General features: G+C 56.2%; 13 protein-coding genes and 1 pseudogene. 8 read left to right on the forward strand and 6 right to left on the reverse strand.

Features of this window, described 5'->3' with window-relative positions:
• Positions 1 to 29: 29 nt before the first annotated feature.
• Both potA and IF199_RS11430 read right to left on the reverse strand, forming a co-directional pair.
• Positions 30 to 1,172: a polyamine ABC transporter ATP-binding protein gene (gene potA, locus IF199_RS11425; RefSeq protein WP_096822856.1), complete on the reverse strand. Its 1,143-nt coding sequence runs from the start codon at positions 1,170 to 1,172 to the stop codon at positions 30 to 32.
• Between the two features lie 219 nt (positions 1,173 to 1,391).
• The gene (locus IF199_RS11430; RefSeq protein WP_007957108.1) at positions 1,392 to 2,153 is read right to left on the reverse strand and encodes a gamma-glutamyl-gamma-aminobutyrate hydrolase family protein; all 762 of its coding nucleotides are present in this window, start codon (positions 2,151 to 2,153) and stop codon (positions 1,392 to 1,394) included.
• Between the two features lie 282 nt (positions 2,154 to 2,435).
• On the opposite strand from IF199_RS11430, the gene IF199_RS11435 reads away from it, so the two are divergent.
• From IF199_RS11435 to IF199_RS11455, 5 genes are all read left to right on the forward strand, one after another.
• On the forward strand, positions 2,436 to 3,812 hold the full coding sequence (locus IF199_RS11435; RefSeq protein WP_096822855.1) for a glutamine synthetase family protein: 1,377 nt from the start codon (positions 2,436 to 2,438) through the stop codon (positions 3,810 to 3,812).
• A gap of 78 nt (positions 3,813 to 3,890) precedes the next feature.
• Positions 3,891 to 5,381, forward strand: a complete 1,491-nt coding sequence (locus IF199_RS11440) for an aldehyde dehydrogenase (protein WP_192560423.1) — start codon at positions 3,891 to 3,893, stop codon at positions 5,379 to 5,381.
• A 52-nt stretch (positions 5,382 to 5,433) separates the two neighbouring features.
• Entirely contained in the window at positions 5,434 to 6,717 is a 1,284-nt protein-coding gene (locus IF199_RS11445; protein ID WP_192560424.1) for an NAD(P)/FAD-dependent oxidoreductase, read from the forward strand.
• Between the two features lie 205 nt (positions 6,718 to 6,922).
• Entirely contained in the window at positions 6,923 to 7,471 is a 549-nt protein-coding gene (locus tag IF199_RS11450) for a cupin domain-containing protein (protein ID WP_011333561.1), read from the forward strand.
• Between the two features lie 340 nt (positions 7,472 to 7,811).
• The gene (locus IF199_RS11455) at positions 7,812 to 8,834 is read left to right on the forward strand and encodes a PD-(D/E)XK nuclease domain-containing protein (RefSeq protein ID WP_208491905.1); all 1,023 of its coding nucleotides are present in this window, start codon (positions 7,812 to 7,814) and stop codon (positions 8,832 to 8,834) included.
• A 75-nt stretch (positions 8,835 to 8,909) separates the two neighbouring features.
• Here IF199_RS11455 and IF199_RS11460 read toward each other — a convergent pair.
• Positions 8,910 to 9,158 (reverse strand): annotated as a pseudogene (locus IF199_RS11460) (fructose-bisphosphate aldolase); the annotation flags it as partial.
• Positions 9,159 to 9,563: 405 nt separating this feature from the next.
• On the opposite strand from IF199_RS11460, the gene IF199_RS11465 reads away from it, so the two are divergent.
• Positions 9,564 to 9,974 (forward strand): hypothetical protein, encoded by a 411-nt coding sequence (locus tag IF199_RS11465; protein WP_192560425.1) that lies wholly within the window; start codon positions 9,564 to 9,566, stop codon positions 9,972 to 9,974.
• Between the two features lie 73 nt (positions 9,975 to 10,047).
• Here IF199_RS11465 and IF199_RS11470 read toward each other — a convergent pair whose 3' ends face one another.
• From IF199_RS11470 to IF199_RS11480, 3 genes are read right to left on the reverse strand one after another with little or no spacing between them, the layout of a single operon-like run.
• Positions 10,048 to 10,668: a hypothetical protein gene (locus IF199_RS11470; RefSeq protein ID WP_192560426.1), complete on the reverse strand. Its 621-nt coding sequence runs from the start codon at positions 10,666 to 10,668 to the stop codon at positions 10,048 to 10,050.
• 7 nt (positions 10,669 to 10,675) lie between these two features.
• The gene (locus IF199_RS11475) at positions 10,676 to 11,569 is read right to left on the reverse strand and encodes a glycine zipper family protein (protein ID WP_192560427.1); all 894 of its coding nucleotides are present in this window, start codon (positions 11,567 to 11,569) and stop codon (positions 10,676 to 10,678) included.
• A complete protein-coding gene (locus IF199_RS11480; protein ID WP_192560428.1) occupies positions 11,566 to 12,096 on the reverse strand; it encodes a PAAR domain-containing protein in 531 nt (176 codons plus the stop codon). Before IF199_RS11480 ends, IF199_RS11475 begins: the two co-directional genes overlap by 4 nt.
• A gap of 168 nt (positions 12,097 to 12,264) precedes the next feature.
• Between IF199_RS11480 and IF199_RS11485 the strand changes: the two genes are divergently transcribed.
• Both IF199_RS11485 and IF199_RS11490 read left to right on the forward strand, forming a co-directional pair.
• Positions 12,265 to 12,654 (forward strand): hypothetical protein, encoded by a 390-nt coding sequence (locus IF199_RS11485; protein ID WP_192560429.1) that lies wholly within the window; start codon positions 12,265 to 12,267, stop codon positions 12,652 to 12,654.
• Between the two features lie 15 nt (positions 12,655 to 12,669).
• On the forward strand, positions 12,670 to 13,092 hold the full coding sequence (locus tag IF199_RS11490) for an HD domain-containing protein (protein ID WP_085708646.1): 423 nt from the start codon (positions 12,670 to 12,672) through the stop codon (positions 13,090 to 13,092).
• Position 13,093: the final 1 nt, after the last annotated feature.

Below are 13,093 nucleotides of genomic sequence, written 5' to 3' on the forward strand. Positions count from 1 at the left end.
CAGGCGCAGGAATTGCTGATTGAAGGTTCTCATGAGCGCAGTACCACGCCGCTGTCGTCTTCCCACCAGACGTAGACCTTGTCGTCCCAGGTCGGACGCGCGCCACGGCGTTCGGCGTTGGCCATGAACGACTGGACGATCTTGCCGCTCGGCAACTCGACGTAGAACACCGAGTGGCCGCCGAGGTAGGCGATGTCATGCACCTTGCCTTCGGACCAGTTGTAGCGGGTCTCTGGCTTGATCGTGCTGACGAGCATTTTTTCCGGGCGGATCGCGTAGGTGATCGACTTGTCCTGCACCGAGGTGCTGACGCCATGACCGACGTAGATCTTTTGCTGCAAGTCCGGACTGTGAATGATCGCGTGACCTTCAAGGTCCTCGACCACGGTGCCGTCAAAGGCGTTCACGTTGCCGATGAATTCGCAGACCATGCGGCTGACCGGTGCTTCATAGATGTCGACCGGGCTGCCGATCTGGGCGATCCAGCCCAGGTGCATGATCGCGATGCGCTCGGCCATGGTCATGGCCTCTTCCTGGTCGTGGGTCACCATCACGCAAGTCACGCCGACGCGCTCAATGATCTCCACCAGTTCCAGCTGCATTTGCGAGCGCAGCTTTTTATCCAGTGCGCCCATCGGTTCGTCGAGCAGCAACAGCTTCGGACGCTTGGCCAGGGAGCGGGCGAGGGCCACGCGCTGACGCTGGCCACCGGACAGCTGATGCGGGCGGCGCTTGGCGTATTGGGTCATGTGTACAAGACGCAGCATTTCTTCGACGCGGGCGTCGATTTCGCTGGTCGGCAAACGGTCCTGCTTGAGGCCGAAGGCAATGTTCTGCGCGACAGTCATGTGCGGGAACAGGGCGTAGGACTGGAACATCATGTTGATCGGCCGCTCGTACGGCGGCATGTCGGTGATGTCCACACCGTCGAGCAGAATGCGTCCTTCAGTCGGCCGTTCGAAACCGGCGAGCATGCGCAGCAGGGTCGATTTGCCCGAGCCGGAGCCGCCGAGCAGGGCGAAGATTTCGCCCTGATGGATCTCCAGGGACACGTCGTCCACAGCGGTGGTTTCGTCGAACTTCTTGGTGACTCGATCGACTTTCACCAGAACCTTTTTCGGTTGCTGATGACCTTCAAGAGCCTTCCTGTAAGTGCTGGAGGCGTTTGCCATGTGAAACTCCCAACAGGTTTCAGTCGCCGGGCCAACGCGGCCTGGCTTAAGAGTGGATTGCAGACCCGCACCGTGCGGGTTGTTCGGCGCCGCCGTCCTGGCTGCCGGGTGGTGCTTTTTGTTTTCGCGGTGTGTTGCTGATCGCGGATGACGGATGCACAGGTGCGCAGCCGCCGACCCCGCGGGGGCAGTAAATGGTTTTGCAATCGTTGGGTGGCGTCAGCGCTGGTTACGTCGCGCCGCACGCTGGCGGCAAGCCTCGCCGAATGCCTGGAAAATCCGCAGGTAGTTCGGGTTGTCCAGCACCTGCCATTCCGGGTGCCATTGCACGCCGAGGGCAAAGGTCGGGCTGTGCTCCACCGAGACCGCCTCGATCAAGCCATCCGGCGCCACGGCTTCGGCGCGCAGGCCGGGAGCGAGGCGGTCGATGCCCTGACTGTGAATCGAGTTGACCTGGAATTCACCCGGCAGCTCCAGCGCTTCGAACACGCCACCGGCCAGCACCGTCACGGCGTGGGCCGGGGCGTACTGCACGGCGACATCCGGGCTGTCGGCTTCGCGGTGATCGAGCATGCCCGGCAACTCATGCACCTTCTGGTGCAGGCTGCCGCCGAACGCTACGTTCATTTCCTGGAAACCCCGGCAGATGCCGAGTACCGGAACGCCCGCCGCGATGGCTGCACGTAATAAAGGAAGGGTGGTGGCATCCCGCGCCGGATCGTGATCCGTGCCGGGAGCGCTGTCCGGGCCCTGATAGTGGAAAGGTTCCACGTTGGACGGCGAGCCGGTCAGCAACAGACCGTCGAGCTGACCCAGCAGGTCTTCGATTTCAGTCAGTTTGCCAAGGGATGGAATGACGACGGGCAACCCCAGCGCCGCAACGCTGACAGCGCGAACGTATTTGTCGCCGCTGATGTGGTAGGGGTGCAGGCCAATCTGTTTGACGCACGCAGTAACGCCGATCAATGGCTTGAATGCCATTTTTATTCACCTCGAAGTTTGACACTTGAACGAGCTTTTTCGGAGCTTAGCCTCGTTGATTTTAATTAACAACTCCCATGTAAAAAATTCTAAACGCCGTTCATCAAATCTTCATGATTCCCGGGCCTCTGGCGCCTGCGTTGGCACGAGAGTGTTAAAAAAAGCCCGAAAAATAAACGCTGAGCGGCCATGTGTTCGCTATTGACTTCACTTTGCCGTTCGGGTTGACTGGCTCGGCGAAACAGCAGTGAACATAATAATTAACAGCTAAATAGGTGCATCATGTCGGTCCCTCTGCGTGCCGTTCAACTCAACGAAGCAAACGCATTCCTTAAGAAACATCCTGAGGTTTTGTACGTCGACCTTCTGATTGCAGACATGAACGGTGTGGTGCGCGGCAAGCGCATCGAGCGCACCAGTCTTCATAAGGTTTACGAGAAAGGCATCAACTTGCCGGCTTCGCTTTTCGCCCTCGACATCAATGGCTCCACGGTGGAAAGCACTGGCTTGGGTCTGGACATCGGCGACTCTGACCGCATCTGCTATCCGATCCCGGGCACCCTGAGCATCGAGCCTTGGCAGAAGCGCCCGACCGCACAACTGCTGATGACCATGCACGAACTGGAAGGCGAGCCGTTCTTCGCCGACCCGCGTGAAGTGTTGGCCAACGTGGTGCGCAAGTTCGACGAAATGGGCCTCACCATCTGCGCCGCGTTCGAACTCGAGTTCTACCTGATCGACCAGGACAACGTGAACGGCCGTCCGCAATCGCCGCGTTCGCCGGTTTCGGGCAAGCGTCCGGTGTCGACCCAGGTTTACCTGATCGATGACCTGGACGAGTACGTCGACTGCCTGCAAGACATCCTCGAAGGCGCGAAAGAGCAGGGCATTCCTGCCGACGCCATCGTCAAGGAGAGCGCCCCGGCGCAGTTCGAAGTCAACCTGCACCACGTATCCGACCCGATCAAGGCGTGCGACTACGCCGTCCTGCTCAAGCGTCTGGTGAAGAACATCGCCTACGATCACGAGATGGACACCACCTTCATGGCCAAGCCGTATCCGGGCCAGGCGGGCAACGGTCTGCACGTGCACATTTCGATTCTGGACAAGGAAGGCAACAACATCTTCGCCAGCGAGGATCCCGAGCAGAACGCCGCGCTGCGCCACGCGATCGGCGGTGTGCTGGAGACCCTGCCTGCGCAAATGGCCTTCCTGTGCCCGAACGTCAACTCGTACCGCCGTTTCGGCGCACAGTTCTACGTGCCGAACTCGCCGAGCTGGGGCATCGACAACCGTACCGTGGCAGTACGCGTGCCAACCGGTTCGGCAGACGCCGTGCGCATCGAGCATCGTGTCGCCGGTGCCGACGCCAACCCGTACCTGCTGATGGCTTCCGTGCTGGCCGGTATTCACCACGGCCTGACCAACCAGATCGAACCGGGCGCCCCGGTCGAAGGCAACAGCTACGAGCAGAACGAACAGAGCCTGCCGAACAACCTGCGCGACGCCCTGCGTGAGCTGGACGACAGCGAAGTCATGGCCCGCTACATCGACCCGACGTACATCGACGTGTTCGTCGCGTGCAAGGAAAGCGAGCTGGCCGAGTTCGAAAACTCGATCTCTGACCTTGAGTACAACTGGTATCTGCATACCGTCTGACGCTCGAGCGCTCACCCCGCAAGCACCGCCGATTCCGTGGGAACGGCGGTCACCTCTTTCTCTGTGTGAGTCACCCCCATGACCATGACCCGCAACGACTGGGAACAACGCTTCCAGTCCCTGACCCTTGAATCCCGCGCCTTCATCAATGGCGAATACCGCCCGGCCATCAGCGGCGACACCTTCGAATGCCTGAGCCCCGTCGACGGCCGTTTCCTGGCCTCCGTCGCCAGCACCGATGAAGCCGACGCCAACCTGGCCGTCGAAGCCGCGCGCCAATCCTTCAACTCCGGCGTGTGGGCCAACAAGCCCCCGGCCGAGCGCAAGCGCATCCTGATCCGCTTCGCCGATCTGATCCTGCAACACCAGGAAGAACTGGCGCTGCTCGAAACCCTCGACATGGGCAAACCGATCAGCGACTCGATGAGCATCGACATCCCGGCGACCGCCAACGCGATCCGCTGGAGCGCCGAAGCGATCGACAAGATCTACGATGAAGTCGCCGCCACTCCGCACGACCAACTCGGTCTGGTGACTCGCGAGCCATCGGGCGTGGTTGCAGCCATCGTGCCGTGGAACTTCCCGCTGATCATGGCCAGCTGGAAATTCGCCCCGGCATTGGCGGCAGGTAACTCGTTCATCCTCAAGCCTTCGGAAAAGTCGCCGCTGACCGCGATCCGCATCGCTCAGTTGGCGCTGGATGCTGGCATCCCGAAAGGCGTGTTCAACGTCCTGCCAGGCTTCGGCCACACCGTCGGCAAGGCGCTGGCGCTGCACATGGACGTCGATGTGCTGGCCTTCACAGGCTCCACCGCGATTGCCAAGCAACTGATGATTTATGCCGGCCAAAGCAACATGAAACGCGTCTGGCTCGAAGCAGGGGGCAAGAGCCCGAACGTGGTGTTTGCCGACGCACCGGACTTGCGCGCGGCAGCACAAGCAGCGGCCGGCGCCATTGCGTTCAACCAGGGCGAAGTCTGCACCGCCGGCTCGCGCCTGCTGGTGGAGCGTTCGATCCGCGAGCAATTCATCCCGCTGCTGGTGGAAGCGCTGCAAGCGTGGAAACCGGGTCACGCCCTCGATCCGGCGACCACCGTCGGCGCTGTGGTCGATCAGCGTCAACTGGACAACGTGCTGCGCTACATCAGCATCGGTCGGGAGCAGGGCGCCGAACTGATCGCCGGCGGCCACCGCACCCTCGAAGAGACCGGCGGCAGCTACGTCGAGCCGACGATTTTCGACGGCGTGACCAACGCCATGACCATCGCCCGCGAAGAAATCTTTGGCCCGGTGCTGTCGCTGATCACCTTCGACACCGTTGAAGAAGCGCTGCACATCGCCAACGACAGCATCTTCGGTCTCGCCGCCGGGGTCTGGACCAGCAACCTGAGCAAGGCCCACACCTTCGCCCGTGGCCTGCGCGCCGGCAGCGTCTGGGTCAACCAATACGACGGCGGCGACATGACCGCGCCGTTCGGTGGCTTCAAACAGTCGGGCAACGGTCGCGACAAATCGCTGCACGCGTTCGACAAGTACACCGAGCTGAAAGCGACCTGGATCAAGCTCTGACTCTTTTACAGCGGTGGTCGCCTGCAACCGGCGACCCTCGGAGAATAAAAAAATGAAACAACAACACGTCAACAGTTACTACGCCGCCACCCGCAACGAAGTGATCGATTTTCCGGTCCTCGAAGAGTCGGTGGAGTGTGATGTCTGCGTCATCGGCGCCGGTTACACCGGCCTGTCCTCGGCGCTGTTCCTGACCGAAGCCGGCTACAAGGTGACGGTGCTGGAAGCGGCGAAAGTCGGCTACGGCGCCAGCGGTCGCAACGGCGGCCAACTGGTCAACTCCTACAGCCGCGACGTCGACGTGATCGAAGAGCGCTACGGCGACAAGACCGCCGAAATCCTCGGCAGCATGATCTTCGAAGGCGCCGACATCATCCGTTCGCGCATCAAGGAATACGACATCAAATGCGACTACCGCCCGGGCGGTATCTTCGCAGCGATGAACAAGAAACAACTCAACGGCCTGGCCGAGCAGAAGCGCAACTGGGAACGCTACGGCAACCGCAATCTGAAGATGCTCGACGCTGCGGACATTCGCCGCGAAGTCGGTTCCGACTCCTACGTCGGTGGTCTGCTGGACATGCAGGGCGGTCACATCCACCCGCTGAACCTGGCCCTCGGTGAAGCTGCGGCCATCGTGCGTCTGGGCGGCAAGATCTACGAGCAATCCGCTGCGGTGGAAATCAAGTACGGCGAGCCCAACGTCATTCGCACCGCCAAAGGCCAGGTCTGCGCCAAGTACCTGCTGATCGCCGGTAACGCCTACCTGCCGCAAGGCCTCGACAACCGCGTGACCGCCAAGAGCATGCCGTGCGGTTCGCAGATCTGCGTCACTGAACCGTTGACCGAGAAACAGGCCCGCAGCCTGATCACCAACAACTACTGCGTCGAAGACTGCAACTACCTGCTCGACTACTACCGCCTCACCGCCGACAACCGTCTGCTCTACGGCGGCGGCGTGGTCTACGGCGCCCGTGAACCGGACGACATCGAAACCCTGATCCGCCCGAAGATCCTCAAAACCTTCCCGCAGCTCAAGGACGTGAAAATCGACTACCGCTGGACCGGCAACTTCCTGCTGACCATGTCACGCATGCCGCAATTCGGCCGCATTGAGAAAAACGCGTACTACATGCAGGGCTACAGCGGTCACGGCGTCACCTGCTCGCACCTGGCCGGCAAGCTGATCTCGGAAATGATCCGCGGCGACGCCGAACGCTTCGACGCCTTCGCCTCGCTGCCACACATGCCGATGATCGGCGGCCGCACTTTCTCGGCCCCGCTGACCGCCCTCGGCGCCGTGTATTACTCGCTGCGCGACCGTTTCGGCATCTGATTTACCTCGCCGGCGGCGCCCCCCAAAAGGGCGCTGCCGGCTTTTTCATGTGCCGTCCATCGAACCTGCTGAGCAACACCGACAAACGTGATTTAATAGCCGCCTTTCACGGTTCCGGGACACGGGAGCAACGTGATCCGCGCGACCTGCGCGGCACCCGCCACCCACCCCCATTACCCTTAAGTCGTTCTCACATAAGGCTGTCATGGATACGGGTTCTCGACTCAAACTAGTACGCGAAAGCTACAAACTCTCCCAGCGCGAGCTGGCCCGGCGTAGCGGCGTGACCAATGCAACCATCTCCCTGATCGAACAGAATCGTGTCAGTCCTTCCGTCAGCTCACTGAAAAAGCTGCTCGAAGGCATCCCGATGTCCCTGGCCGACTTCTTCACCTTCGACCAGCCCCCCCGCGAACACCAATACGTCTTCCGCGCCAACGAACAACCCGACCTCGGCCGCCACGGCCTGCGCCTGCTGCTGATCGGCGCCTCGGTCCCCAGCCGCCAGATGCGCTTGCTGCGCGAGCAATACGCGCCGGGCGCGAGTTCGGGGGAAGAGCCGATTGTTCACGCGGAAGGTGAAGAGTGTGGGTTGGTGACCCGTGGCACGGTCGAGTTGACGGTGGACGGGCAGGTGAGCGTGTTGAGTGCGGGGGATGGGTACTATTTTCCGACGACGCTGCCGCACAAGTTCCGGAATATCGGGGCGGATGAGGCAGAGATTATTAGTGCGAATACGCCGGCGAATTTTTGAGTTTGATTTTTCGCAACGCTTTCGATTGACCTATAAAAAAACCGCAGAAGTGCGGTTTTTTTGTACCTGATTTTTAGTACCTCATTTCGGTTCATGTGATAAATTTGGCGATGTCCATGTGCCATCATTTGGGGCGAGAACGAAGATAATCGCTAAGGCTCGCGATAACAGCGCGTGAGTTCTTGCCCTCGTTGCTGCGGCCTCCACGTGGAAGGTCTTGAGAAAGTGGACGTGGCGATTGATTGAAATGAAAGCGACGAAAAACTTGTTAATGGGTTTTTGATTGAATTTGTAATTGGGGTGAGTCTTGCTAGGGAAAATTGCTAGTTTGTTAGGGATCGTGAGTAAAGATAGATCAATTCCAGCTGTGATACTTAATACAAGGCGGCTCAATCGCTTTTCGAAAGGTTCGTTGTGTTTTTCTTTCTTTCTGACGCTGATGGCATATTCGCTTTGGATTTATCCAGTATTTGAGGAGGTCGATGTCACAAACTCTGCAGTTGTGGGTGTTGTGACTTCGAAGGAATATCAATCGATCACGAATGGGCAGTTTGAAAAACTCGCTTCTTATAATGAAGGGTTTTTAAGTGAAGATAATTTTGTAAAGTATGATCTTCATGGGGTTCAGGGTTTTAAAGGAGTGGTTGTAAAGTTTGATCTTAATCTTGTTCCTGCGTCGGAAGAGAGAGTTGGAGGAGGGCATAAATATAAGTATGAGAGTGTTTATAGGCTGAGTTTGAATTTTGGTCACTTGGTTCTGTTTTTGATCGTTGAAGCCTGTATTTTGTTGTTTGGCTGGTATTTTCTCCTTTGGAAACCGCCTGCGGCGCAGATTGAGTTTGAAGAGGATGTGTTAAGAAACTTCTTTGCTTTTGAAACAGATGAAAACGCCTCCAATAACTTGAGTGTTGAAGAGCGCATAGAGTTGCTTCTTCGGAAATTTCATCGCTTTGCGAAAGACTTGAGTGTACGTCAACGTAATCGTCCGGCACTTTTGGTGGAGGATGAGTATGATGTTCAGTATTTGGTTTTTGCGTTGTTGAGAATGTATTTTTCAAATGTTAAATCAGAGGATGTAGTTCCGAGTGTCTTGGGAGGTGGGTCTAGGGTTGACTTTTTAATACCAGAAGAGGAGTTGGTAGTAGAAGTCAAAATGGCACGGGCGGGTATGAGTGATCGAACGCTTGGCGATGAGTTGATTCGTGATGTCGCAAGGTACCATTCGCATCCGGCTTGCAAAACGATTGTCTTCTTTGTGTATGATCCAAATGGTCACATAAGAAATCCGACTGCCTTGAAAAAGGAATTCCGGGCGGCTTCGGATAAGTTGAAGGTCATCGTTGTGTTTGCTCCTGAATATTAAATCTATTTCGTAAGCAAAAGAAAATGACAGAAAGGGTGACAGATTTATTTATGTGAATCTGTCACCTTCAAGTGTCTAGCCAGGAACTTCAAGCCCTCGTCGCTCTATAACTCGAAACATATCACTCGCGTCTTGCACCATGATTCTGGCGATGGTGGTGACGGTGTTAATGTCATGTTCAGCATGGTCAGGTAAGTGAATGCAGGCCATGAGATCGAGACATTTGAGGACGGCATTCAGGCGTTCACTAAAGCAGGCGTGTAAATCTCGCAGCGGGATGTCGGCGTCGATGAGCAGCACTGGGTGCTCGGTGGCTGGGTGTGCGTCACTTCTGAGGGCTGCGAAACCCTATCGCCAAAATCGTTCAGCGACAGACCCACTCTAGGCACCGATCCCCACCGTCGCAATCAGCCTGTAGGACGCAAAATAGCCACGTCTAGCCAGAGAGTTGACTCCCGTTCCGCCGCGCAGCCGGCGTAAATCAAGGGTTACTGAGTGCCAGGGAAAATGACTCGTCGAGTTTCGGCCTGCTTCGCATCCCATCGAGACCAAGCTCCCTCACCACGCGCGGTCATTTCCTACGATGTTTTCAGATCCCAAAATCCAGCCCCATCCCCGCCCCGGAACTTTCCTAAAAAGCGATGTCAATTTGATAGCGTGTCGCGACGCTCATTTCGAACGGATCAACCAGTGCCTGGCTGTTTCCCGGCAAACCCAAGGAAGTGTGAGATGAAACTGATTCTTGCGATGTTGTTGATGTTCAGCGGTTACGCATTTGCCGGTTGTTCCAGCATCCACGACAGCGACCAGCGCGCTTACTGCGAGGCAAAAAACGGCAGCACGTGTTCGAGCATTCATGATTCAGATTTGCGCGCAACATGTGAGGCCGAGAAAGGCAGTACTTGTTCGAGCATTCACGACAGCGACCAGCGTGCTTACTGCGAGGCGAAAAAGGGCAGCACTTGTTCGAGCATTCATGATTCGGATTTGCGCGCAACGTGTGAGGCTGAGAAAGGCAGTACTTGCTCCAGCATCCATGACAGCGATCAGCGTGCATTTTGCGAGGCGAAAAAGGGCAGCACTTGTTCGAGCATCCATGATTCGGACCTGCGCAACCAGTGCGAAGCCATGAAACGTTGATCCATCGACCTGATTCCTAACGCAAAAAGGGACACTCAACGGTGTCCCTTTTTTGTGGGCAAGAATGTTCGCTTCACCCATCGCCGTACATTAGTTCAAGTCTTTCAATCCACTCACTAGTTGCGTGAAATTTGGAATAGTAGGACTGTTTTTCAGTTTCACTAAGTTGAGTAAAAAAACTGAAAAAATAGTGGTTGTCGTAATATTCTTGAGCGCCTTGCATGCTCCCTCCCCACCCAGAAGGCGCGTAGCCTTCAAAAGCAAACCATGGCGGAGGAACCGCAAATTTTTTACGGTTAAGCATTGTTAAAAAGTCAAGGCTGTTCGTTATCAAGCGAATCGTGACGGAGTTGAACTCTCTAGTCGATGCGAAGACTATCAGTCGGTCTCCGCTCAGTGCGCTTTCGTATTCAAATACTGGAAGATCATTGAAGGTTCTTTCAGTGTTTTTTCTGAAGTGAGATTCAACGAGCGATTCAAATTCAACTAAATCTTTTGGTTCGATAAGGAACTGCGAAAAAAATGCGCAGATATCAGCGCTTTCCAAGGAAGTAGTGGGAGGCTGTGTGGGTAAGTTGGTATGAGCTAAAGGCCGAGAAAATAAGCTTTTAAGCTCCTGTTTGCTGTACCCGGCAATTTGCTCTTGACTAGGTTTTGGCTTTACCAGTGCCATTATTTTTTTGATAAAGCTCATGCTGCTCTCACTCTTGCATATATTCAGTTAGCCAAGTAGCACCTAAATAACCGGCAGTGCCAAATATAATGCCCCCGATTGCACCGCTGACAACTGCGCCAGGGCCTGTTTCGATTCCCACTGCTGCTCCGACCACCACGCCAATCCTGGCGCCAGCTATCGCCGCACCCCAGCCACCAGCCTGTTTGACAACCTCAACGGATATAGGCTTGATGCTGTTTTGTTTAATTGATTCTTCAGTCGCGATCTTCAGATCGTATGCAGTGAATGCAATCCCGAACACCCGCACAACTCTTGCGCCTTTTATAAAGGCGTTTGTGACTTTGTGGGAGGTAGGCGTGAAAATCGCCTTCGCTGGGATTTTATCTGCTTGAACTAATACTTCTTTATCGATGTTCTTTACCCAGCCAGCAATTTCATCGATTTTTGCTACGTTTTTTGGTGCGTGTTTTTTGTAGTCTTCGAGGGCTTTTAGAATTTCTTCAGTTGATACTAGCTTTGCGCCTGCGGCTTTAGCTTTTTCAATATCAATGTAGACAGTTTTTCCTTCGAATCTTGGTGATCCATTCGGGAATTCAGAACTCGTGGAAATATAGCCTGAGGGGTACTTTCGACTACTGTAAACATGTTGGGCAACTGTGGCGCCAGAATCCGGTGCAACAGAACGCATTCCGTATTTTTCCGGCCAGACTTCGTTTTTGATCTGAAGTTCGGAAAGATTTTTTGCGATCAGGTGAGGGTTGTCGGGCGAAGAGTAAATTTTCCGGACTAGAAATCCGTCCTTGCCGATTTCATCTACAACAACAAATAAATGAATGTTGGCCGGCATCAAGTAGCCGGGTACGTTGCTAACGGAGTTTGCCTGCTTGTTTGTTGGCACTTTGCAAGAAAACTCCGTCATACGTCCTCCCATTTTTCAAGCGCGGCTACACCGGTTGTAACTTCAAGAGCTTCTTGCTTGCTAGTTGCGATGCGAGGTGTGTGCCCAGACTCATCAGAGAAGCCTGTATAAACCCTGCCTGCTTCGTCTCTGATGTGGTAAGGCACATTGGCGAGGGGTTGGCCGTCACTCCCGACGATGCAAAATTTTTCGTCAAATTTCATGGCCCAGAGAGGCATGGCTGATGGAGGGGCGAATTCTGCGGGCGTATGCGAATTTCCGATAATTACAGTTGATGAGCCGGCGATTACTTTATTGCCGTGGCCTCCGACACTTCCCACGGTTGCGGCAGGCAAGCCGTTGATGAGCACGGTGGAAGCGACGTCTCCCACGATGGGGCTGCCACAAGCGCTCTTATCGTTCTGGCGGGCTGCAGGTAACCCATCAAAAAAAACGTCGGGTGAGCCGGCGGCGATTGGATTTACTCCATGCCCAGGTAGCGGGCAGGAGGTTGGATCAGTAACTCGCGCAGCGGGTTTTCCTGACATTGTGAACATCCTTGTAAATACGCTGTTTTGGAAATGTTACACAAAAGAGGGTGGTTTGAACCATTTCACTTGTCTCCCCGCATCTCATCGCCAGAGGTTTCCCCCATCGGCACCACGTCGTAGACTGCGAAACAAGTTGTCACGCCTCTCCCACGGACGGAACCGCGCATGATTCAGATCGGCAGCCGCAACAACGCCCCCACGCCGCAGCACAAAACCCAAGACATCTATATCTTCAGCATCGACCTGTCCCGCCCGACAACGCCGTTCTGCTTCGAGCAGTCGATCGGCGGCGGGCATGCCAATCAGGGTGGTGCGCGGTGGTTGGCGCTGGATGAGCTGGAGGCGTGGCCGGGCGAGTGGCGGGAGCATTTGAAGAAGGCCAATTGCGCCTGGGTGGCCGAGTTGATGGACGCTCATCCGGCGGCTGATCAGGCTGATCTGGTTTCGCTGATCCTCCAGCAATACGCCGAGCCGGCGCAGCCAACCGGCCGTTTGCAGGCGATTGGCCGCTGGCTCAAACGCAACATTCACGTCGGCGGCCGGTACGGCGTCTAACCCGAGGAAACGCCCATGACTCAGACTCTGGAACGCGCCATCGCCATTGCCGCCACGGCCCACGCGGGGCAGGTGGACAAGGGCGGTGCGCCGTACATTTTGCATCCACTGAAAGTCATGTTGCGCATGAGCAGCCTGGAAGAGCGCATCGTCGCGGTGCTGCACGATGTGGTCGAGGACTGCGGCATCAGCCTGGATGATTTGCGCAAGGAAGGCTTCAGCGAAGAAGTCTTGTCAGCCATCGAATCGGTGACCAAGGTGCCGGGCGAATCCTACGAGGATTTCGTCGAGCGCGCGGCGCAGAACCCGATCGGGCGGGTGGTGAAACTGGCGGATCTGGAAGAGAACAGCGACCTGTCGCGGATTGCCTCGCCGAGTTGGGAGGATCTGGAGCGGATCGAGAAATATCGGCGGGCGATCGGACGGTTGCGCGCCTGAC

The organism is Pseudomonas allokribbensis (assembly GCF_014863605.1).
Lineage (GTDB): Bacteria > Pseudomonadota > Gammaproteobacteria > Pseudomonadales > Pseudomonadaceae > Aquipseudomonas > Aquipseudomonas allokribbensis.